18 protein-coding genes are annotated in these 21,824 nt (G+C 65.9%); 14 read left to right on the forward strand and 4 right to left on the reverse strand.

All coding sequences use genetic code 11. The features are described from left to right. Positions 1-68 precede the first annotated feature (68 nt). Positions 69-1,322, forward strand: coding sequence for a JmjC domain-containing protein (locus tag ACTOWJ_RS04565; RefSeq protein ID WP_441333409.1), 1,254 nt, complete (start codon positions 69-71; stop codon positions 1,320-1,322). Between the two features lie 72 nt (positions 1,323-1,394). Further along, complete coding sequence (locus ACTOWJ_RS04570; RefSeq protein ID WP_441333410.1) at positions 1,395-2,369, forward strand: GNAT family N-acetyltransferase; 975 nt, start codon at positions 1,395-1,397, stop codon at positions 2,367-2,369. 24 nt (positions 2,370-2,393) lie between these two features. On the opposite strand, the gene ACTOWJ_RS04575 is transcribed toward ACTOWJ_RS04570, so the two are convergent. Continuing rightward, positions 2,394-2,873 (reverse strand): hypothetical protein, encoded by a 480-nt coding sequence (locus ACTOWJ_RS04575; protein WP_441333411.1) that lies wholly within the window; start codon positions 2,871-2,873, stop codon positions 2,394-2,396. A 450-nt stretch (positions 2,874-3,323) separates the two neighbouring features. Here ACTOWJ_RS04575 and ACTOWJ_RS04580 point away from each other — a divergent pair, with 450 nt between their 5' ends. The 5 genes from ACTOWJ_RS04580 to ACTOWJ_RS04600 all read left to right on the forward strand — a co-directional run bounded on the left by ACTOWJ_RS04580 (position 3,324) and on the right by ACTOWJ_RS04600 (position 10,212). Continuing rightward, entirely contained in the window at positions 3,324-6,158 is a 2,835-nt protein-coding gene (locus tag ACTOWJ_RS04580; RefSeq protein ID WP_441333412.1) for a 2-oxoglutarate dehydrogenase E1 component, read from the forward strand. Positions 6,159-6,219: 61 nt separating this feature from the next. After that, positions 6,220-7,446 carry a dihydrolipoyllysine-residue succinyltransferase gene (gene sucB / locus ACTOWJ_RS04585; RefSeq protein ID WP_441333413.1) on the forward strand — a complete coding sequence of 409 codons (1,227 nt, stop codon included), beginning with the start codon at positions 6,220-6,222 and terminating at the stop codon, positions 7,444-7,446. Positions 7,447-7,615: 169 nt separating this feature from the next. Beyond that, complete coding sequence (gene lpdA / locus ACTOWJ_RS04590; protein ID WP_441333414.1) at positions 7,616-9,040, forward strand: dihydrolipoyl dehydrogenase; 1,425 nt, start codon at positions 7,616-7,618, stop codon at positions 9,038-9,040. A gap of 151 nt (positions 9,041-9,191) precedes the next feature. Continuing rightward, positions 9,192-9,785: a TIGR00730 family Rossman fold protein gene (locus ACTOWJ_RS04595; protein WP_441333415.1), complete on the forward strand. Its 594-nt coding sequence runs from the start codon at positions 9,192-9,194 to the stop codon at positions 9,783-9,785. A 64-nt stretch (positions 9,786-9,849) separates the two neighbouring features. Then, complete coding sequence (locus ACTOWJ_RS04600; RefSeq protein WP_441333416.1) at positions 9,850-10,212, forward strand: hypothetical protein; 363 nt, start codon at positions 9,850-9,852, stop codon at positions 10,210-10,212. Positions 10,213-10,430: 218 nt separating this feature from the next. Here ACTOWJ_RS04600 and ACTOWJ_RS04605 read toward each other — a convergent pair whose 3' ends face one another. Continuing rightward, positions 10,431-13,019 (reverse strand): autotransporter outer membrane beta-barrel domain-containing protein, encoded by a 2,589-nt coding sequence (locus ACTOWJ_RS04605; protein WP_441333417.1) that lies wholly within the window; start codon positions 13,017-13,019, stop codon positions 10,431-10,433. Between the two features lie 128 nt (positions 13,020-13,147). Here ACTOWJ_RS04605 and ACTOWJ_RS04610 point away from each other — a divergent pair, with 128 nt between their 5' ends. The 4 genes from ACTOWJ_RS04610 (at position 13,148) to pilH (ending at position 16,102) form a co-directional block, all read left to right on the forward strand. Beyond that, positions 13,148-13,345, forward strand: a complete 198-nt coding sequence (locus ACTOWJ_RS04610; RefSeq protein ID WP_441333418.1) for a hypothetical protein — start codon at positions 13,148-13,150, stop codon at positions 13,343-13,345. A gap of 93 nt (positions 13,346-13,438) precedes the next feature. Beyond that, positions 13,439-14,515, forward strand: a complete 1,077-nt coding sequence (locus tag ACTOWJ_RS04615; RefSeq protein WP_441333419.1) for an IS5 family transposase — start codon at positions 13,439-13,441, stop codon at positions 14,513-14,515. 162 nt (positions 14,516-14,677) lie between these two features. After that, the gene (locus tag ACTOWJ_RS04620; protein WP_441333420.1) at positions 14,678-15,670 is read left to right on the forward strand and encodes a YhdH/YhfP family quinone oxidoreductase; all 993 of its coding nucleotides are present in this window, start codon (positions 14,678-14,680) and stop codon (positions 15,668-15,670) included. A 60-nt stretch (positions 15,671-15,730) separates the two neighbouring features. Then, complete coding sequence (gene pilH, locus ACTOWJ_RS04625; RefSeq protein ID WP_441333421.1) at positions 15,731-16,102, forward strand: twitching motility response regulator PilH; 372 nt, start codon at positions 15,731-15,733, stop codon at positions 16,100-16,102. Positions 16,103-16,335: 233 nt separating this feature from the next. Here pilH and ACTOWJ_RS04630 read toward each other — a convergent pair whose 3' ends face one another. Further along, the gene (locus ACTOWJ_RS04630; RefSeq protein WP_441333422.1) at positions 16,336-17,235 is read right to left on the reverse strand and encodes a DnaJ C-terminal domain-containing protein; all 900 of its coding nucleotides are present in this window, start codon (positions 17,233-17,235) and stop codon (positions 16,336-16,338) included. Between the two features lie 167 nt (positions 17,236-17,402). On the opposite strand from ACTOWJ_RS04630, the gene ACTOWJ_RS04635 reads away from it, so the two are divergent. The 3 genes from ACTOWJ_RS04635 to ACTOWJ_RS04645 all read left to right on the forward strand — a co-directional run bounded on the left by ACTOWJ_RS04635 (position 17,403) and on the right by ACTOWJ_RS04645 (position 19,382). Continuing rightward, a complete protein-coding gene (locus ACTOWJ_RS04635) occupies positions 17,403-17,879 on the forward strand; it encodes a peroxiredoxin (RefSeq protein WP_441333423.1) in 477 nt (158 codons plus the stop codon). A 93-nt stretch (positions 17,880-17,972) separates the two neighbouring features. Continuing rightward, positions 17,973-18,563 (forward strand): ferritin-like domain-containing protein, encoded by a 591-nt coding sequence (locus tag ACTOWJ_RS04640; RefSeq protein ID WP_441333424.1) that lies wholly within the window; start codon positions 17,973-17,975, stop codon positions 18,561-18,563. Between the two features lie 198 nt (positions 18,564-18,761). Beyond that, the gene (locus tag ACTOWJ_RS04645) at positions 18,762-19,382 is read left to right on the forward strand and encodes a hypothetical protein (RefSeq protein ID WP_441333425.1); all 621 of its coding nucleotides are present in this window, start codon (positions 18,762-18,764) and stop codon (positions 19,380-19,382) included. A gap of 39 nt (positions 19,383-19,421) precedes the next feature. On the opposite strand, the gene pbpC is transcribed toward ACTOWJ_RS04645, so the two are convergent. Then, positions 19,422-21,770, reverse strand: a complete 2,349-nt coding sequence (gene pbpC / locus ACTOWJ_RS04650; protein WP_441333495.1) for a penicillin-binding protein 1C — start codon at positions 21,768-21,770, stop codon at positions 19,422-19,424. Between the last annotated feature and the right edge of the window lie 54 nt (positions 21,771-21,824).

Below are 21,824 nucleotides of genomic sequence, written 5' to 3' on the forward strand. Positions count from 1 at the left end.
GACACGCCCGTCTCGCATGAGCGACAATGCCCGCATCGGCGCGATGCGCCCGCCACTGTGTTCGAACCATGCCCAAGAAGCCCGCCACCGCCTCGTCCAAGAAAACTCCAGGCGCTCCGGCGATCGAAGTCGACGCCAGTCGGCATCCGCCGCTGGGCATGCCCGCCGAGACCTTCCTGCGCGATTACTGGCAAAAGCGTCCGCTGCTGATCCGCAACGCCTTCCCGGGTCTGGAATCGCCGCTGCAGCCCGAAGACCTGGCCGGTCTGGCCTGCGAAGAAGGCGCGCTGTCGCGGCTGATCCAGCACGACCGCGCCAACGATCGTTATTCGGTGCGGCACGGGCCGTTCGAAGAATCCGAGTTCCCGGGCATGCCGCACCAGGACTGGACCCTGCTCGTGCAGGACGTGGACAAGTGGGACGCCGACGTCGCCGCGCTGCTGCCCGCATTCGATTTCCTGCCGCGCTGGCGCATCGACGACATCATGGTGTCGTTCGCCGCGCCGGGCGGTTCGGTCGGCGCGCACGTCGATCAATACGACGTATTCCTGCTGCAGGCCCAGGGCCATCGGCGCTGGCAGATCAATGCGCGCGCCGACGCGCCGCAGGACTTCCGACCCGATGCCGAACTCAAGCTGCTGCGCGAGTTCGAGCCCAGCCACGATTGGGTGCTCGGCCCCGGCGACATGTTGTATCTGCCGCCCGGCGTGCCGCACCACGGCGTCGCCGAAGACGCCTGCCTGACTTTCTCGGTCGGCATGCGCGCGCCCTCGGCGGCCGAATTGATGGGCGACTACATCGACACCCTGGCCGGGGAAGCCGACGAAAGCCTGCGCTACCACGATCCCGACCTGACCCCGCCGCGCGATCCGAACGAAATCGACGCCGAGTCGATGACCCGCGTAGTCGAGGCCTTGAACGCCTTGCGCATGAACGATCCCGATCGCCTCGGCGACTGGTTCGGCCGCTTCATCACCGTCTATCGCGCCGCCGGCGAGGTGTCCGCTGGCGGCGAGGCGCCGCGTTCGCGGATCGAAATCGAATGGGATCTGCAGCGCAGCGCGAGCCTGTGGCGGCATCCGTGGTCGCGCATGGCCTGGCGCCGCGCGCATGCCAAGGGCGGCGCGGCCCGCCTGTACGTCAGCGGACAGGAATTCGCCCTGCCTGCGCGGGACGCGCAGACGATCGCGGCCGCAGCCGAACTGGATCTGGCGGCGTATTCGGCGCTGTCGGAAAACGGGCGCGCCTGCGTGCTCGAACTGATCGCCGGCGGGCATTACCGCCTGGGCGTGGACGAAGGCGAAGACGACGATCAGGAATAAGTCCGGCGCCGCCCGCGCCCGAACGATCCGGCCCGGCCGATCCGGGCCGCCCCTGCGATGGATTCAACCACCATGAGTTCGCGTCCGATGGATACCGACCCGACCACCGCCGATTCGACCCCACCGACTTCGTCGACCGACCCGGCCGCCGGTTTCCGGGTGGTGGTGGTCGCCGACTATGCCGCGGCGCAACCGGCATTGCGCGCGGTGCGCGAGACCGTGTTCGTGCACGAACAGAACGTCCCGCGCGAACTGGAGTTGGACGCCGAACGCGATCCGCTGTGCCAGCACGTCCTGGCCTTCGACCGCCAGGACAACCCGATCGGCACCGCCCGGCTCACCCCGGACCGACGCATCGGCCGCATGGCCGTGCTCGCGCAGTGGCGCGGCCGCGGCGTCGGCGAGGCTCTGTTGGCCGCCTTGATCGAGCATGCCCAACGGCTGGGTTGGCGCGAGCTGTCGTTGCACGCGCAGGCATCGGCGATCGGTTTCTACGCCCGCAACGGCTTCCTGCCCGAAGGCGAACGCTTCGTCGAAGCCGGCATCGACCACCTGACCATGCGCCGCCTGCTCGGTGCCGCCAATCCGGTGGAGACCCGCGAAGCCGCGCTGGCCGCATTGATCGGCATCGTCGCCGGCGCGCGCCACGGCTTGGCGATCTACAGCCGCGAGCTCGACCCCGGGTTGCTCGATCGTGCCGACGCGATCGCCGCGTTGCGCCGATTCGCCACCGGTGGCGGCATCGCGCAGATCCTGCTGCAGGACCCAGCCGCGCCGCAGCGCGCGCTGGCGCCGCTGATCGCCTTGGCCCAGCGTCTGCCGAGCGCGTTCGAATTCCGCGCGATCGAAGAACCGGTCGACCGCAATCATCCGGCCGCCTACCTGGTCAACGACCGCGACGGCTGGTATTTCCGCCCGCTCGGCCACCGCTTCGACGGCGAAACCCGGCTCGACGGCGGCGCCCGCGCGCGCCAGTTGCGCGCGCATTTCGAACCGGTCTGGGAACGCGGTCGGCCGTGCAGCGAGTACCGCGCGCTGGGAATCTGAGTCCGGCGGCGTCAACCCGTGTGGTTAACGCGCGTAGGCGGCCGGATCGTTGAGCACCATCTCGAACGCGTACCGCCCGTCGGGCTGGCGCTCGATCAGCAGCAAATCCGCGCCGGGCGAGCGCGAAGGCCGGCGCTGCGCGTTATCGATCGCGCGCAAGGCTTCGGCGACGGCGGCGTTGCTCTCGGCCTTGCCGCGCAGCACGGCGCCGCGCTCGGAAAAACGCACCGAATCGACCCGGCACGACGCCGGAAACAGGGCGTTGTAACGATCGCGCACCGTTTCGGCCGAAGCCCGCTCGGTCGCGGGCGGCGCGCTCGCCGGATCACCGATGGAACCGGGTGCGGCCGTCGCCGCGGCCTGGGTGGTGAAACCGTTTCCCGGCGAACCCGAACCGCGCTGGACTTCGCCGCCCTGCGCGGGCGCCGCACCGGGTTGCAGCCCACAACCATTGAGCGCGATCAACAACGCCGCGCCCGTCCAAAACGATCCGACTCTCCGCATCCATCCTCTCCCCAGCGACCCGACCCGACCCGATCATAGGCCGCCGCCGCGCCCAACCGCGCACCGGGCCGCCGAATCACGACCGCCGCCACGGATTGCCGATCGCGGACGGGTCGATACCGGCGCGGATGCCGCGGCCTGAGCGCGGGATGAATCGCGCGATCGATGCCATCGGTCCAGCCTCGCAGGCCCTGCGCGGGGGAGCCGACTTGAACCGCGCGGGGTTGGCCCAAGACTTTAACGGCATTGCCGGAACGGTCCTCTTGGCCTCCCGGTCCCGCCCACCCGCCCCGACCGGCCCGAAATCGAAGCAAATCGGTCGCTTAGACATAAGTAGTTATGCCGCTGGGCTTAACACTACCGCTATAATTCCGAGCCTTGTCCGCGCCACCCGCCTTGCGCGTGCGCGCGACGCCACTTCCGCCCCCCAAGAGTTTCCCGATAGCCATCGTGGACAGCCTCCTCAAGCAGTTCTCGCAATCCTCGCAACTCGGCGCCAACGCCGCCTTCATCGAAGACCTGTACGAGCAGTACCTGGTCGATCCCGACAGCGTCGGGGCCAAGTGGAAAAGCTACTTCGACGGCTTCAAGGGCCGCGAAGCCGGCGACATTCCGCATTCGGCCGCGATCGAAAGCATCACCCAGGCCGGCAAGGCCGCCTCGCGCGGCGTAGTCGCCGCCAATGGCGCCTCGCCGACCGGCAGCGACGAGCGCGAGCGCTCGGTCGGCAAGGTGATCACGGCGTACCGCTCGCGCGGTCACCTCGCCGCCAACATCGATCCGCTCGGCCTGCTGGAAAAACCCGACGCGCCTGACCTGGCGCTGGGCTTCCACCGCCTGTCCGAGAGCGACCAGTCGGTCGAGTTCTCGACCGGCGGCGTGGCCGGCAAGGAGCGCATGAAGCTCGGCGAGCTGCTCGCCCTGCTCAAGGCGACCTATACCGGTCCGATCGGCGCCGAGTTCATGCACATCGCCGACGCCGAACAGCGCCGCTGGATGTACGAGCGCCTGGAAACCGCCGCCGGCAAGTACGGCCGCAGCGCCGAAGACAAGAAGCGCATCCTCGAGCGGCTGACTGCCGCCGACGGCCTGGAGCGTTACCTGGGCACCAAGTACGTCGGCCAGAAGCGCTTCTCGCTGGAAGGCGGCGACGCGCTGATCCCGCTGATGGACGTGACCATCCGCCGCTCCGGCGAACAGGGCGTGCAGGACGTGGTCATCGGCATGGCCCACCGCGGCCGCCTCAACGTCCTGGTCAACACCCTCGGCAAGTCGCCGCGCAAGCTGTTCGACGAGTTCGAAGGCAAGTTCGACCACGACGAACACGCCCACACCGGCGACGTGAAGTACCACATGGGCTTCAGCGCCGACGTCGCCACGCCGGGCGGCCCGGTGCATCTGGCGCTGGCGTTCAATCCCTCGCACCTGGAAATCGTCAACCCGGTGGTCGCCGGCAGCGTTCGCTCGCGCCAGACCCGCCGCGGCGACAACGGCCGCGCCCAGGTGCTGCCGGTGCTGCTGCACGGCGACGCCGCGTTCGCCGGCCAAGGCGTGGGCATGGAGCTGTTCCAGATGTCGCAGGCACGCGGTTTCGCGGTCGGCGGCACGGTCCACATCGTCATCAACAACCAGGTCGGCTTCACCACCAGCGAGCGCCAGGACGCGCGTTCCACGCTGTACTGCACCGACGTGGCCAAGATGGTCGGCGCGCCGATCCTGCACGTGAACTCCGATCACCCCGAAGCGGTTGCGTTCTGCGCAGAGATGGCGCTGGACTTCCGTCAGCGCTTCGGCCGCGACGTGGTCGTCGACCTGGTCTGCTACCGCCGCCACGGCCATAACGAGGCCGACGAGCCGGCGGCGACACAGCCGCTGATGTACCAGGTGATCCGCAAGCACAAGACCCCGCGCGAGATCTACGCCGAGCAACTGATCGGCGAAGGCGCGATCACCGCCGAGCAGGCGCAGGCACTGGTCGACCAGTACCGCGACAAGCTCGACGCCGGCGAGGTCACCACCGAAATAGTCGAGGTCAAGCCGGACGAGTTCACCATCGACTGGTCGAAGTACCTGTCGGGCAAGATCAGCGATCCGGTCGACACCAAGTTTCCGCGCGCCAAGCTCGACGCGCTCGCGACCCAGATCAACGCCGTCGCCGACACCGTCAAGCTGCACCCGCGCGTGGCCAAGATCTACGAAGACCGCCGCAAGATGGTCTCCGGCGAATTGCCGGGCGACTGGGGCTTCGCGGAAAATCTGGCCTACGCCACCTTGATCAGCGAAGGCTACAGGCTGCGTCTGGTCGGTCAGGACAGCGGCCGCGGCACCTTCTTCCACCGCCACGCGATCCAGCACGAGCAGACCACGGACGAATACATCGTGCCGCTGCGTGAGTTGGTCACCAACCCCTCCGACGTCACCATCATCGACTCCTTGCTCAGCGAAGAAGCGGTGATGGCGTTCGAGTACGGCTACTCCACCGCCGACCCTCAGACGCTCGACATCTGGGAAGCGCAGTTCGGCGACTTCGCCAACGGCGCCCAGGTGGTGATCGATCAGTTCCTGTCCTCCGGCGAAGCCAAGTGGGGCCGTCTGTGCGGCCTGACCCTGCTGCTGCCGCATGGCTACGAAGGCCAAGGCCCCGAGCACAGCTCCGCGCGCCTGGAGCGCTTCCTGCAACTGTGCGCGCTGGAGAACATGCTGGTCTGCGTGCCGACCACGCCGGCCCAGGCCTACCACATGATCCGCCGGCAGATGTGCATGAGCACGCGCAAGCCGCTGGTGGTGATGACGCCCAAGTCGCTGCTGCGCCACAAGCTGGCGGTGTCGACCCTGGACGATCTGGCCAACGGCGAATTCCAGCATCTGATTCCCGATGCCGCGGCCAACCCGAAGAAGGTCAAGCGCGTAGTGCTGTGCTCGGGCAAGGTCTATTACGACCTGTTCGAACAGGCGCAGAAGGACGGTCTGGAAGACGTCGCCATCGTCCGCATCGAACAGCTCTACCCGTTCCCGCGCGAAGTCCTGGCCGCCGAACTCAAGCGCTTCAGCGCGGCCAAGGACGTGGTGTGGTGTCAGGAAGAGCCGCAGAACCAGGGCGCGTGGTACCAGATCCGTCACCACTTGACCGCCTGCCTGGCGCCGAAGCAGACCCTGCACTACGCCGGACGCGCGCGTTCGCCGTCGCCGGCGGCCGGGCATCTGGCCGATCACGTCGTCGAGCAGACCAAGTTGGTCGCCGACGCGCTGGTCAATTCGCTGCACGGAGAGTCCAGCGCCGAGTAAGGCGCTGTTCTCCCGAAACAACTTACAACCCCACATTCAAGCACTCCAGGATGCCTGCCCCATGAGCACCGAGATCAAAGTCCCCGTCCTTCCCGAGTCGGTCTCCGACGCCACGATCGCCACGTGGCACAAGAAGCCGGGCGATGCGGTCAAGCGCGACGAGAACCTGGTCGATCTGGAAACCGACAAGGTCGTGCTCGAGGTGCCCTCGCCGGTCGACGGCGTGCTCAAGGAAATCAAGTTCGAGGAAGGCGCGACCGTGACCAGCCAGCAGCTGATCGCGATCGTCGAGGCCGGTGCCGTCGCCGCTGCGAGCGCACCGGCCGCCGAAGCCGCACCGGCCGCGGCCAAGACCGAAGCGCTGCCGGCCGCCGGCGCCCAGCCAATCACGCCCAAGGCCAACGCGTCCGCCGAAGCGCCGAAGGCCCCGGCCGGCAACGACCAACTGCCCCCGGGCGCGCGCTTCACCGCCAACACCCAGGGCATCGACGCTTCGCAGGTCGAAGGCACCGGTCGCAAGGGCGCGGTGACCAAGGAAGACATCGTCAATTACGCCAAGAGCGGCGGCGTCGGCAACGCCGCCGGCGCGCGTCCGGAAGAGCGCGTGCCGATGACCCGCATCCGCGCGCGCATCGCCGAGCGCCTGATGCAGTCGAAGAATTCGATCGCGATGCTGACCTCGTTCAACGAAGTCAACCTCGGCAAGGTCATGGCCATGCGCAAGGAGCTGGGCGAGTCCTTCGAGAAGGCCAACGGCGTCAAGCTGGGCTTCATGAGCTTCTTCGCCAAGGCCGCGGCCAACGCGCTGCAGCGTCACCCGGTGGTCAACGCCTCGGTCGACGGCAACGACATCGTCTATCACGGCTATGCCGACATCTCGATCGCCGTGTCGACCGACAAGGGCCTGGTCACGCCGGTGCTGCGCAATGTCGAGCGCATGGGCTTCGCCGACGTCGAGAAGGCCATCGGCGATTACGCCAAGAAGGCCCGCGACGGCAAGCTGGCGCTGGAAGACCTGCAGGGCGGCACCTTCACCATCACCAACGGCGGCACCTTCGGCTCGCTGATGTCGACCCCGATCGTCAACCCGCCGCAGTCGGCGATCCTCGGCATGCACGCGATCAAGGAACGCGCGATCGTTGAAAATGGTGCAGTAGTGGCCGCGCCGATGATGTATATCGCGTTGAGCTACGACCACCGAATCATCGACGGCAAGGACGCGGTGCTGTTCCTGGTCGACATCAAGAACCAGTTGGAAAATCCGCATCGCATGCTGCTCGGCATGTGATGCACTAAGCCCCTCTCATACCGCTCGAGCCCCTCTCCCGCTCAGCGGGAGAGGGGTTGGGGTGAGGGCCCGCAGCGATCCGCCACGCCGCCCTCCCCGCCTCCCTCATCCGCCCTTCGGGCACCTTCTCCCGCCAGCGGGAGAAGGGACAAGGCAAAGGAATTCTTAGATGTCTGAGCAATTCGACGTAGTCGTCATCGGCGCCGGCCCGGCCGGTTATCACGCCGCCATCCGCGCCGCCCAACTCGGTCTGAAGACCGCCTGCATCGATGCCGCGCTCGGCAAGGACGGAAAACCCGCTCTGGGCGGCACTTGCCTGCGCGTGGGCTGCATCCCGTCCAAGGCGCTGCTCGACAGCTCGCGCCAGTTCTGGAACCTGCAGCATCTGTTCGGCGAGCACGGCATCAGCGCCGACAACGCCAAGATCGACGTCGCGACCATGGTCGGCCGCAAGGACAAGATCGTGAAGCAGTTCACCGGCGGCATCGCGATGCTGTTCAAGGCGAACAAGATCACCCCGTACTACGGCTTCGGCACCCTGCATCCGGGCAACGTGGTTAAGGTCAAGCAGCACGACGGTTCCGAGGTCGAGCTCAAGGGCACCAACGTCATCATCGCCGCCGGTTCGGATTCGATCGAACTGCCGTTCGCCAAGTTCGACGGCGACAAGATCGTCGACAACGTCGGCGCGCTGGACTTCACCGAAGTGCCCAAGCGCCTGGGCGTGATCGGCGCCGGCGTGATCGGCCTGGAACTGGGCAGCGTGTGGAAGCGCCTGGGTTCGGAAGTCACCATTCTCGAAGCCCTGCCCGAGTTCCTCGCCGCCGCCGATGCCGAGGTCGCCAAGACCGCGGCCAAGGAATTCAAGAAGCAGGGCCTGGAGATCAAGCTCGGCGCGAAGGTCAGCAAGGCCGAAATCAAGAAGGACGGCGTGCACCTGACCTACAACGACGGCAAGTCCGATCAGCAACTGGTCGTCGACAAGCTGCTGGTGGCCGTGGGCCGCCGCGCCGCCTCGAAGGGCCTGCTCGCGGAAGGCACCGGCGTCAAGATCAACGAACGCGGCCAGATCGAAGTCGACGAACACTGCCACACCGGCGTCGACGGCGTGTGGGCGGTCGGCGACTGCGTGCGCGGGCCGATGCTCGCGCACAAGGGCTTCGAAGAAGGCATCGCGGTGGCCGAACTCATCGCCGGCCTGCCGGGTCACGTCAACCTCGACACCGTGCCGTGGGTGATCTACACCGAGCCGGAAATCGCCTGGGTCGGCAAGACCGAGCAGCAGCTCAAGGCCGAGAACATCCCGTACAAGACCGGCAGCTTCCCGTTCGCGGCGATCGGCCGTGCGGTGGCCATGGGCGAGCCGGCCGGCTTCGTCAAGGTCATCGCGCATGCCGAGACCGACCGCGTGCTCGGCCTGCATCTGGTCGGTGTCGGCGTGTCCGAACTCGTGCACGAAGGCGTGCTGACCATGGAGTTCAACGGCTCAGCCGACGACCTGGCCCGCATCTGCCACGCGCATCCAACCTTGTCGGAAGCGATCCACGATGCGGCGATGGCGGTCGATAAGCGCGCGATCCACAAAGCCAATTGAAACCGGGGTTCGGTATTGCGGATCTGCGCCAGCGACCCCAACCGAATCCCACGCAGACGCCAGGCCTTGCCTGGCGTTTTGCGTTTTCCGCCGCCCTATCGCGAGCAGTCGATCCGCGAATCCCGCTTCCCTAATCTAGAAACCTGTGCCCATGAAAACCCTCTGCGTCTATTGCGGTTCCAACTCCGGCAACAAGCCGATCTACACCGAACGCGCGATCGCGCTCGGCACGCGCATGGCCCGCGACGGTATCGCCCTGGTGTACGGCGGCGGCAACGTCGGCCTGATGGGCACGGTCGCCGATGCGGTGCTGGATGCCGGCGGCGAAGCGATCGGCGTGATTCCGGAACAACTGGTCAACTGGGAAGTCGCCCATCGCGGCCTGAGCAAGCTGGAAATCGTCGGCTCGATGCACGAGCGCAAGGCGCGCATGTTCGATCTGGCCGACGGCTTCGTCGCCCTGCCCGGCGGCTTCGGCACCCTGGATGAAATGTTCGAGATGCTGACCTGGCGCCAGCTCGGCATCGGCAACAAGCCCTGCGCCTTCCTCGACATCGACGGCTTCTATTCGCCGCTGATGGCGATGCTCGATCGGATGGTCGAAGAACGCTTCCTGCACGCCGACCAGCGCCAGGATCTGTGGCACGGCGACGACATCGCGACGATGCTCGAATGGATGCGCGACTACACGCCCGCGGCGGCTTCGAAGTGGATGGACGAGAAGCGGCGCAACGCGTTGCGTTGATCGCACTCACCGGCCCGATGGTCTCTCGTTGCGCCGGCCGCGTGCCGACGCTACCCTCCACCGCATGCTCCGACCACGCTATGCGCTGATCGCCCTGCTGCTCGCCGCGATGGCGCTCGGCGCGGTTTATCGCGCAGAGCTCCAAGCCGCGTATTACCTCGCCCGCGCACGCTGGTCGCCGCCCGACGGCGCCTACCTCGTCAACGAAGTACTGGCCCACCAGGACGGCTGGCGCATCGGCAAGGACTACTTCATCGAATTGTCCGACGCTCCCGGCACGAGGTACCGTATCGCCGGCAATGTGATCCATCAAAACGGCCATCCGGTCGCGCGCGTGTTGCATGTGGATGCCGACACCGGCGAGGTGCGGGTCGCGTCGCTGGATGGACGGCGGCACGGCCGTTACGCCATCACCAGTCACGAATAGACCGAAGGCTGCGGAATCCTTTGCCCGGGAGCTGCGCGAAAGGGCCGATGCGCGATTACATCTCGGCGACGGCATCGAAGTGAATGAACGAGAAGCCCGCGACCACTTTCGCCGGCTTGACTCCGATAGGCATAACCTCATGAGGTCGGCTGGGCCAATGCCCAGCCGGCCTCATGACCTATCGCCTGTTGAGGGGTAACCGACTACCGCGTCTTGGATCAGAACTTCGCGATCAGCTTGGCCGATGCGCCGTGATCGTCGGCATCCGAAGCGATCTGCCCCAAGTACAACAGATTCAGGCTGATGCGTTCGCTCAGCTGCGCGCTGACTCCCGCCGTCACCACCGCCGCGTTACGCGCGATCGGCGCCCCTTCGACCAGGAACGACTGGCCACCGTCGAAACGCAGCTTCGAGACCGGCTCCAGATCGCCGCTGGCGCGCCGCCAGGCCAACGAACCGCCCAAACGCCAACGGCTGCTGTCGCCGAAACCGTAGCCCAGACGCAGACCCAGCGTCGCGTAACGCGTGCTTGCGTCCACGTCTTCGCTGTGCAACGCGCCGACACCGCCACGCTCGCCGAAACCATCGGTTTTCAGCTTGATCTGCGATGCGCCCAGGAACGGCTCCAACTCGACCGCGCCTGCATTGAAGGCGTAACCCAATTCGCCATAGAACTGGGTCGCACGCGCATCGGTCGTGGCGGTAAAGCTGTTGCCCAATCCTACGACCGTCGCCCGGCGACGCGTATCGACGTCATAGTCCGAACGGATACCGCCCAGACGCAGGCGCCAACCGTTCTCCCACGCCGCGTCGGCATAGAGCCCGTAATGCAAGTTGTCGCTCTCGCTGCGCGAACCGCGCGCATCGACGTCGTTGCGGGTCTTGCCGCCGCCAGCCAGCGCACCCAGACGCCAGTTCTGGCCCAGCGCCCAGTCGGCGCCGAACAACAGCCCGCTGCTGTCGCGCTCGAGCTTGGCGGTTTCGTGCGTCGCATCGGTTTGCGCGCGTGCGCCCAGCGCCTTGATCCATACGCGCATATCGCCGCGCTGCTGGCTGTCGGTGTAACCGTCCAGCACCGCGTGCTGGATCGACAACGCATCTTCGATCAATGCCGTTTGGGTCGACGCATGCAGTTCGCCCGAGATCGAATCGAGCGCCGCCCGCGCCTGCTCCGCGCTCAGAACCGCCACTGCGTTCCAGACGGGATTGCCCGGGCCGGTGGATTCCGCACCGGCCGCAGCCGCGCGCTGATTGGCCGTCGCGCCGATCGAGCCGAAGCTGACGTCGTTGCGCAGCAACTGCAGTTTGACTGCATTCGGTTCGTACACCAGCGACGGGTTCAGGAACGCGTAGTTGTTGCTCGCGCCGGCGAATCGGCCGCTGACACCGCCGGAGGCCGTCAGGATCGTGTATTGGGTCAACGGTTGAAAGCCCGAATCCTGTCCGAGGGAAACCACCGAGCCGCCGTTGATCGTCGCCTTGCCGCCGACCACGACACGATCGCTCGCGCCTTGCGGCGTCACTTCGGCTTCGTAGATCGAACCCGGCGCGAACGTCAGGTCGCCTCCGACACTCAACGAGCCGATCGAGTTACCCGGCGCCAATCGCCCCCCGTAATTGACAAGCACATTGCCGTTCAAACGCCCGTTACCGCCCAGCGTGCCGCCCGCATTGATCGTCGCCCCACCGCCGAACACGCCGTCTACGAGCAACTTACCCCCGAACACCCTTGCCTGGCCGTTGAAAGCGCTGTTGTCTGCGGTCAAGCGAGTGGTGCCGGCAAATACATTGACGAAACTGAAACCCGGAGCAGCGGGATCATCGCCGCCTACGAGTTTCGTACTGAAACGATAATCGGATTCGGTGTGATTGAAGTTGATACTGCCCGCCCCACGGATATTGATGACATCCGTATCCAGCCTGCCGGCAGCGACGGGGGCGTCGGGAACTAAATCCGGACGTCCGGAAGAGTCGTTGACGGCACCCCCGAACGTGATTGACGAACCCCGGATTGGAGCACCGGTAACACCGCGCGGAAGCATCTCGATGCTAGGCGCGGAGACTGTGCCTTGAGACGAAATGATCATCTCGGTGGAAGTACGGAGAGACATTCCCCCCGAAGCATTCCATTGCGTTCCCTCCCCATCGATCCTGATTACAGCCCCATTACTCTGCCTCGCATCAATCGAAGAACCAGTTACGCCGACAACGGCTAAGCCTGAGGAGTTGAGAACGGCTCCGTCCGACACTTTCAAAATGGCCGCCGATATAGTAAATACACCATAGCCGATGGAGAACTGCAGTGTGTTCGTATTCCAGACGGATCCTCTGCCGGTTATATCGATTTCAGCAAAGCCCCTGGACGCAAAGACGGTATCGTCGACATTGACGACACCCCCGTTCTCAACGCGGACAAAACCGCGGGGCGACGTGAAAGCCGTATTGTTACAAGCCACGCAAAGCTGGCCTTTGTGATTCCAGACAGCGCCGTCTCCACGCACAATTACCCCGGCGTTTGCTTGGGGAGGACTGAAGAGTTCTACATGAATACGCAATGGGCCGGCGCTGTTCACCACACCGCCTGACTCGACGATCAAGTGCCCAGCGATCCATTGATCGCTGGAAACGGGCATCTGCCACGGACTTGGATAGGTCCCGGGCACCGTTACGGTGACGCCATTGGGAATGGTCTGCGCTAAGACAGGCGCCACAGGCAGTAATCCACCACAGATAATGGCAATAGCTTGAGCCAGAAGCTGCTTTCCGTCTGAGCAGCCAAGATCAGCATCCTTACGTACACGGTTCATTGAAAACTCCATATTGCCTATCCAAGTTCTGTCGTCTCGCCCTACAGGGCCACGATTTTCCGGTCGAACCGATGAGAAGCGCCGACGCACTTCACTCAATCGAAGAGCACTGGGCCGCGAGTGTGTACATGAGCGGCATTGCCCGGCATCTCACGGGCGAAGTAAAGTTTACGCTACCCGGATCGAAATACTCGACTGAATCGCCGTCAGCGTTGCAATGCGTGACGCCTGCGGATCGCATGACTTGGATCGGCCTGCTGCCGCCGGCAAACAAGTCTGAGCCCGTCCTGATGCGCACGCGCGCCGCTTCCGCAAACGTCGGGTGAATCGGAGACCCGGGCGCGAACCGCTTTAACAGGCTGTTGAGAAACCACAGCAACCGGCGACAATAATAGCCCCACCCAATCAGTCCCCTTTCCATGCGCAGTCGTGACACTCAGCAATCGGGCCTGTTTTCGTATGTTTCAGTAGAGGACCGGGTCCCCGCGTCCCATCCGATTCGCAGGCTGCGTGTGCTGGTCGATGCCTTGTTGCTCGAACTGGATAGTGAATTGGCTCGGCGCTATTCGAGCACGGGCCGACCCTCGATCCCGCCGGAGCGGTTGCTGCGTGCCTGCCTGCTGCAAGTGGTCTACAGCGTGCGCAGCGAACGTCTGCTGATGGAGCAGTTGAACTACAACCTGTTGTTTCGCTGGTTCGTGGGGCTCAACGTCGACGACCCGGTTTGGGATCACTCGACGTTTTCGTTCAACCGCGAGCGATTGTTCGATGAGCACATCGCCCAACGATTCTTTGAGAACACCGTCTTGCTGGCGCGTTTGCAGGACTTGGTAAGCGACGAACATTTCTGCGTCGACGGAACCTTGTTGGAAGCGTGGGCTTCGCACAAGAGCTTTCGCCGCAAGGACGGCGACGACGACGCGGACGGCGGCGATTTTCGTGGACAAAAGCGCAGCAACGACACGCATGCCTCGACCAGCGATCCGGACGCTCGCTTGGTCCGCAAGAGCGCAGGCCAGCAAGCCCGTCTGGGTTATCTGGCCAATGTGCTGATGGAGAATCGCAACGGCTTGTTGATAGGCGTAGACGTTCGCATCGCCAGCGGAACCGGCGAGCGTGACGGCGCGTTGGCGTTGTTGGACGCGGCCGGGATAGGGACAGGCGCGAGTCTGGGTGCGGACAAAGGTTACGACACGCGTGAGTTCGTGACGTCATTGCTGACGCGTGGAATCGCGCCGCATATCGCCCGTCACACCACGCGGCGACGCAGTGCGGTGGATGGTCGCACGGCGCGGGGCAAGGGGTATGCGATGAGCCAACGGGCGCGTAAGCGCATTGAACAAGGCTTCGGCTGGGTCAAGACCGTAGGCGATCTGCGCAAGCTTCCGGTGGTCGGCTTGGCGAAAGTCCGCGCTTGGGCGACTTGGAATTTTGCTGCATATAACCTGATCCGGCTGGGAGGCATTGGCGGCTGGTGGACGCCGGCGCCAACCTAAGCGCGAGATCGGTGCGAGAGCGGCATTGTCGTTGGAGACGATCGGGATTGGACCGACTATTCATATGTCGGGCCTATCGCACGATGGCTGTAGTGGGGTTTCTCAACAGCCTGTTAAGGCTATTATTACGGCCCACCGAGCATCGTCATCGTGATCGTGATCGTGCCTATTACCACCGCGTTCAACGCCTTCCGCATCCACAATGACTCTGCCGGCCATCGCAGCGGCATCGAGCCCGTCGGCATCGACGACCTGTCGCCCGGCGAGTTGGTGATCAAGACCGCCTACTCCTCGGTCAACTTCAAGGACGCGCTGGCCGGCACCGGCGAAGGCAAGATCCTGCGCAAGTTCCCGCTGGTGGGCGGAATCGATGTGGCTGGTCACGTAGTCGCGAGCAGCGACGGAAAATTCAAAGAGGGCGATGCGGTGCTGGTCACCGGCTGCGGCCTCAGCGAGACCCGCGACGGCGGCTACGGCGAGTACGCGCGACTGCAGGCGCAATGGGCGATTCCGCTGCCGGCCGGGCTGAGCCTGCGCGAAAGCATGATCCTCGGCACCGCCGGCTTCACCGCCGCGTTGGCGCTGCATCGCATGCTCGACAACCGGCAGACGCCCGAACACGGGCCGCTGGCGGTAACCGGCGCGACCGGCGGGGTCGGCTCGCTGGCGCTGGACATCTTCAGCCGCGCGGGTTTCGAGGCGCACGCGATCAGCGGGAAACCCGAGCAGACCGATTATCTGAAATCCATCGGCGCTCGTCAGGTGCTGGGACGCGATGCGCTGAGCACGCAACGGCCGATGGAGTCGGCACGTTTCGGCGGCGGCCTGGACAACGTCGGCGGGCCGATGCTCGCCAGTCTGCTCGCGCAAACCGCGCCCTACGGCAACGTCGCCACCGCCGGTCTGGCCGCCAGCCATGCGCTCGATACCACGGTAATGCCCTTCATTATTCGCGGCGTTTCCCTGCTCGGAGTGGCTTCGGCCGGCACCGCGCGCGCGATCCGCGAGGACATCTGGCAGCGCCTGGGCGGCGACTGGAAGCCCGCGTACCTGGACCGCATCTGCACCCGCGAGGTGTCCTTGAGCGAACTGCCGCAGGTGTTTCCGGGCATGCTGGCCGGCGGCTCGCTGGGCCGGACGCTGGTCGTGATCTAGTTGGCATTGCAGCCACGCGCGGCGTCGCTACAATCGGCCGCAGATCCTTGGGGAAAACACATGGCGCGTATTTTGATCGTCGACGATTCGCCGTCCCAGCTGATGGGCATCCGGCGCATCGTCGAGAAATTGGGGCATGAAGCGTTGACCGCGGAGGACGGCGCCGCGGGCGTCGAGGCGGCCAAGCGCGAGTTGCCCGACATGATCCTCATGGACGTGGTCATGCCCAACCTCAACGGTTTCCAGGCCACCCGCTCGATCTGCCGAGAGGCCACCACCAAGCACATCCCGATCGTGCTGGTGACCACCAAGGACCAGGACACCGACCGGGTGTGGGGAATGCGTCAGGGCGCGAAGGCTTACATCACCAAGCCGTTCAGCGAAACCGACCTGTCGGAAATCATCAGCCAGTTGCTGCCCTCGGCCGGCTGAATGCGCCAGGCGGCTGCGCCGCCGATCAGATGAATGCGGATCCCGGCGTATGCCGGGATTTCGCGTTTGGGGCTGCTGAGCCTTGCCTGCTTCGAAGTTCGCAGCGCCCGCGATTGCGCGAGGGATATGGGCGCGATTCAAGCGACAGCGTTCGCGCCTGCGGCGCTCGGGCCCTCACCCCAGCCCTCTCCCGCAGCGGGAGAGGGAGATGTTCGCGGCGATCCGACCGTGGCTCAGGCGCGGCGCCAATCCTCGCCGAAAGCCTCGCGCATGGTCTGGTAAGCCTCGCGCTGCGCATCGTTCTCCGGACGCGGCGCCAGCACCTCCAGCTCGACGATCTGATCGCCCGCCGGCGTGCCCGGCAAGCCGCGGCCGCGCAGGCGCAGCTTGCGACCGGCTTCCGATCCGCTGGGAATCTTCAACTCCACCGGCCCGCCCAGGGTCGGCACGCTGATCGTGGCGCCCAGCGCGGCTTCCCATGGCGCCAACGGCAGCACATGGATGACGTTGCGGCCGTCGACTTCGAATTGCGGATGCGCGGCGTACTCGATTTCCAACAGCAGATCGCCGTGCGTGCCCTGCCCGGCCAGGCGGATCAGCTGGCCCGGCCGGATGCCCTTGGGCACGCGCACGTCCAGGGTCTTGTTGTTGACCGAGATCCGTACGCTGCCGCCTTCGTAAACCATCTCCAGCGAAATCGCCAGCTTGGCCCGGGTGTCGCCGCGCGGCGGTTGCGCAGTACGTGCGTTGCCGGCGAATCCTCCGGCCGAACGGCCGCGGCCGAACAGGTTCTCGAAAAAGTCGCTGAAACCGCCGCCCGCGCCGCCGCCTGCAAAGATTTCCTCGAAATCCACGCCGCCGCCGGGGCCGCCGCCGAAACCGCCCGGAGGCGGCTGCACTTCGTCGCCGGGGCGGTAGCCGCGCGCGCGCAGCTGATCGTAGGCCGCACGCTTGGCCGGATCGCGCAGCGCCTCATAGGCCTCGTTGACCGCCTTGAACTTGTCCTCCGCGCCGGCCTCCTTGCTGACGTCGGGGTGATACTTACGCGCCAGACGGCGATAGGCCGTCTTGATCTCGGCCTCGCCCGCGCTGGGCTCCAGGCCCAGGGTTTCGTAATAGTCCTTGAACTGCATCGATCAATCGCTCCAACGGCGCAAGCGCCAAGCGCGGCGCTATCCGCTCACCTTGCCTTGACGCATCATTAACCCCACAGCATGGCGGTTGCGCCCGCGATTTCAAGTCGCCTTGACGCGGTATTTAGAACCGGCTGCCTAGACTGCCCCCACATCAGGAGAATCCCATGAGCATCCAAGTCGGCGAACGCCTGCCCGAAATCGCGCTCAAGCGCATCAACAACGGCATCGAGACCGTCGACACCCGCACGCTGTTCGACGGCCGCAAAGCCGTGGTGTTCGCGGTGCCCGGCGCCTTCACTCCGACCTGCTCGGAGAAGCACCTGCCCGGTTTCGTCGAACATTTCCAGCAGTTCCGCGACAAGGGCATCGAGGTCGCCTGCCTGGCCGTCAACGATCCATTCGTGATGCAGGCCTGGGCGCAGAGCCAGCACGTGCCCGACGGCATGATGATGCTGGCCGACGGCAACGGCGACTTCACCCGCGCGCTCGGCCTGGAGCTGGACGCAAGCGCCTACGGCATGGGCACGCGCGCCAAGCGCTTCGCCCTGTACGCCGACGACGGGGTGGTCAAGCAGTTGCACGTCGAGGCGCCGGGCGAGTACCGCGTGTCCTCGGCCGAATACATGCTCGAACAGGTTTGATCCCCACGCGGGCCCGGCGGCGCGCCGGGCCCGTTTCCTTCACCGCCAGCAAGACGAGGTAACCGTCTTTCCCCCGACCCGCCAGGAGACGTCATGTCTGCCAAGCCCATCAGCAAGATCGAACCGCGCAAATCGAACGCCGCCAAGTCGTCGCCGTTCGTCACCGACATCGCTACGATCCGCTCGCGCGCCCGCAAGCACATCGAAGACGGCGCGATCACCGGCAGCTACACCGCCGATCGCGAAGCCGTCGTCAAGCTGCTCAACGAAGCCCTGGCGACCGAGATCGTCTGCGTGCTGCGCTACAAGCGCCACTATTTCATGGCCAGCGGCCTGATGGCCGACGCGGTCAAATCCGAATTTCTCGAGCACGCCAACGAAGAGCAGGCGCACGCCGACCGCATCGCCGAACGCATCGTCCAGCTCGGCGGCGAACCCGATCTCAATCCCGACGTGCTGTCCAAGCGCTCGCATGCCGAGTATGTGGAAGGCAGCGATCTGCGCGACATGGTCAAGGAGGATCTGGTCGCCGAGCGCATCGCGATCGACAGCTATCGCGAAATCATCAACTACATCGGCGACAAGGACACCACCACCAAGCGCATGATGGAAGACATCCTGGCGCAGGAAGAAGAGCACGCCGACGAACTGGCGGACATGCTCGACGGCTGGACCGGCAAGTAGCCGCTTCATCGCGAGCCGCCGCTGCGATTCGTGGCCGGCAACCGACGACCCCGCGTTCGCGCGGGGTCGTTCGTTTCGATCCCATGCCACGGTGCGGTCGCCGTTGGCAGGCGCACGTCGCCTCGCGCTAGGATACGGCGCTGCCGGTTGCCTGGCGCGACTTCGCATCACCATCCGGCCCTCTGGTATCGCCTGCCCATGTCCACGAACCGCAGCAACCCGACTTTGTTCCGTCTGTTCGGCGCACCGGTCCGGGTTCACTGGTCGGTGCTGCTGATCGTATTGCTGGGCTTGTTGTTCAGCCGCGATCCTCTGGTGCTGCTAAGCGCATTGGCCGCCTACATTGCGTTGATCTTCGCCCACGAAGCCGGACACGCCTGGGTCGCGGTGCGCAACGGGCTGCACGTGTACGAGCTGCAGATTTTTCCGATGCACGGCTGGTGCTTGTACCAGGGCGGGGGCACGCGCGGGCAGGAAATCGCCGTGGCGTGGGGCGGCGTCGCGGCGCAGGCGTTGCTGTTCGCGCTGGCGGTAGCGTTGTCGAAGCTGTCGCCCGGTACCGGCGGCCCACTGAGCCCGATCTTGGCGACGGTGGTATTGGTGTGGGGGCCGTTGAATCTGTTGAACGCGATGGTCAATCTGCTGCCGATCTCGCCGTTCGACGGACGCACCGCATGGCGGGTTTTTCCGTGGATGGCGCAACGCATCCGCGACAAGCTGCGCGCGCGTCCCGCTCCACCGTCGCCAAAGCCCGCCTCGCCGCGCAAAACCGGCGACGACAAAATCGTTTCTCTGGACGAGCGGCGCAAACGCCGCTGAGTCAAGCCGCGAACCGAAGGCCGCGCGAAAATCGTTTGATCAGCGCAGCACCTTGAACCGCACTCGCGACCACGCGCCGGTGTCGGCCAGCGCGGTCAGGGTGTGATCGCCGACTTCGCCGAAGTCGTGATCCAGCCGCGCCTTGCCCTGCGATTCGCCGATCAAGCGGCCGTCGAGCAGCCAACGCACCCGGGCATCACTGCCGAGGGCGCGCACCGACAAACGCAGCGGCGTCGCGCTGCCGGGAGCGCGCGCGAGCGTGGCCCGATCGTCGATGCCTTCGATGCGCAGTTCCTCGTTGGCGTCGCGGCCGTCCTCGCTGCAGTCCGGCGACAGCGGCGGCAGCCGCGCGGCCTTGCGGATGTCGGCGGCCAACCAGGGCGAGGCCAAGGCGGGCCAACGCGCCAGTTGCATGGGCTTGCGTTCGTGCGGCTTGGCGCATTCGGCCGACACACGCAGTCCGCTGCGCGCATCGACATCGAAACGCTCGATGCCCGCATTCCACAGCCGCGCATCGCGTTCGGCCAGGGTCGGCGGCACCGATCCGTCCACCGTCCAGGCCTGCAAGCGGCGATGACACAACTCCGGCGCGGCCGGATCCGGCGGCAAGCCCAGCGGCCAGCACACCTCGATCTGGCGCACGTTGGCCGGCGGCGGTAACGGCACGGCGTCGCCGCGCACGCGCGGCAGACTGTCGATCACCTCGAACAGCAGCGGCAGCGCGGTCACCGCGCCGTATTGGCCCGGCAGCGGCGTGCCATCGGGCCGACCGACCCAGACGCCGACCGAATAACGCCGCGTGCTGCCCAAGGCCCAGGCATCGCGAAACCCATAGCTGGTACCGGTCTTCCAGGCCACGCGCGGGCGGCCGCTCGCATCCAGAGTCTGTTCGACGCTGCCGGGACGCGGGTTGGCTTCGAGGATCTCGCGCACGATCCAGGCCGCGCCCGGCGACAGCAGCCGACGCTCAGTTTTCTGCTCTCCCTGTTGATAACGCACGCGTCCGGCGATCCCGCCGCGATTGAACGCGGCATAGGCCCCGACCAGATCCTCCAGCCGCGCACCGGTGCCGCCGAGGATCATCGACAGATTGGGTTGCGCCCCGCGCGGCCATTGCAGATCGATCCCGGCGTGGGCCAGGCGCGCGGAGAACCGCGCCGCACCGACCCGATCGAGCAGATCCACCGCCGGCACGTTGAGCGACAGACGCAACGCGGTCGCCGCGCTGACCGGGCCGTTGAACGCCGCATCGAAGTTACCCGGCCGATAGCCGCCGAACGATTGCGGCGCGTCGACGAACAGGCTTTCGGAATGGATCAGGCCGTCGTCCAGCGCCAATCCGTACAGGAAGGGCTTCAAGGTCGAACCCGGCGAGCGCCAGGCCTGGACCATGTCGACATGGCCCAGGCGCGCGGCGTCGCCGAAGGTCACCGAACCGACATAGGCGCGCGCTTCCAGGCTGGTGTTGTCGACCACCAGCAGCGCCGCGGAGGTGCGCTCGGGCAAGCTGGAAAAATACGCGGCGAGGCGGTCTTCCAAGGTGCGCTGCAGTTGCGGATCGATGGTCGACACCACCCGCGCCGCGCCGGGGTTGGCGAAGCGCAGGCGTTGCGCGAGCAAGGGCGCGAAACGCGGCGGCTGCAGCGAACGCGCCACTACCGGCTCGACCCGCGCATCGGCGACTTGCGCGCGCGACCACACGCCCAGCGCAGCCATGCGCGCCAGCACCTTGTCTCGCGCGATGCGCGCGCGCTCGGGTTCGCGATCCGGACGCAGGCGGCTCGGCGATTGCGGCAGCACGGTCAACAACGCCGCTTCGGCATGCGACAAGCGCGAGGACGGCTTGCCCAAGTACGCCCAACTGGCGGCTTCCACGCCCTCGACGGTGCCGCCGAACGGCGCGCGGTTGAGGTACAGCGCGAGAATCTGCGTCTTGGACAGATGCGTTTCCAACTGCAGCGCGCGCAGCATCTGTCGGCTCTTGGCCCACAGGCTGCGCCGGCGTTCGCCGGGCCGCGCATCGAGAATGCGCGCGACCTGCATGGTCAGCGTCGAACCGCCCGAGACCACCCGGCCGCTGCGCAACCATTGTCCGGCCGCGCGCAGCATCGCCACCGGATTGATGCCCGGATGTTTCCAGAACCAACGGTCTTCGTAGTTGAGCAAGGCCTGCAGATACAACGGCGACACCTGCGCGGCGTTCACCGGATAACGCCACACCCCGTCGCGGTCGGCGAACGCGCGCAGCGGCGTGCCGTCGCGCGCGACCACCACCGCGCCGGCATCGCGCGGCTTGGGCAACGGCAGCGGAAAGGCCAGATCCAGCAGCATCGCCGCGATCGTCAGCGTGAGCAGCGCCAGCAGCGATTTCAGCGCGAATCGGCGCAGGCGCGCGGACCCGGCGGGTCGAGGGGATTCGGCGGCGGTTGCGGGCTTGGACAA

The organism is Lysobacter sp. CA199 (assembly GCF_052078715.1).
Taxonomy (GTDB): domain Bacteria; phylum Pseudomonadota; class Gammaproteobacteria; order Xanthomonadales; family Xanthomonadaceae; genus Lysobacter.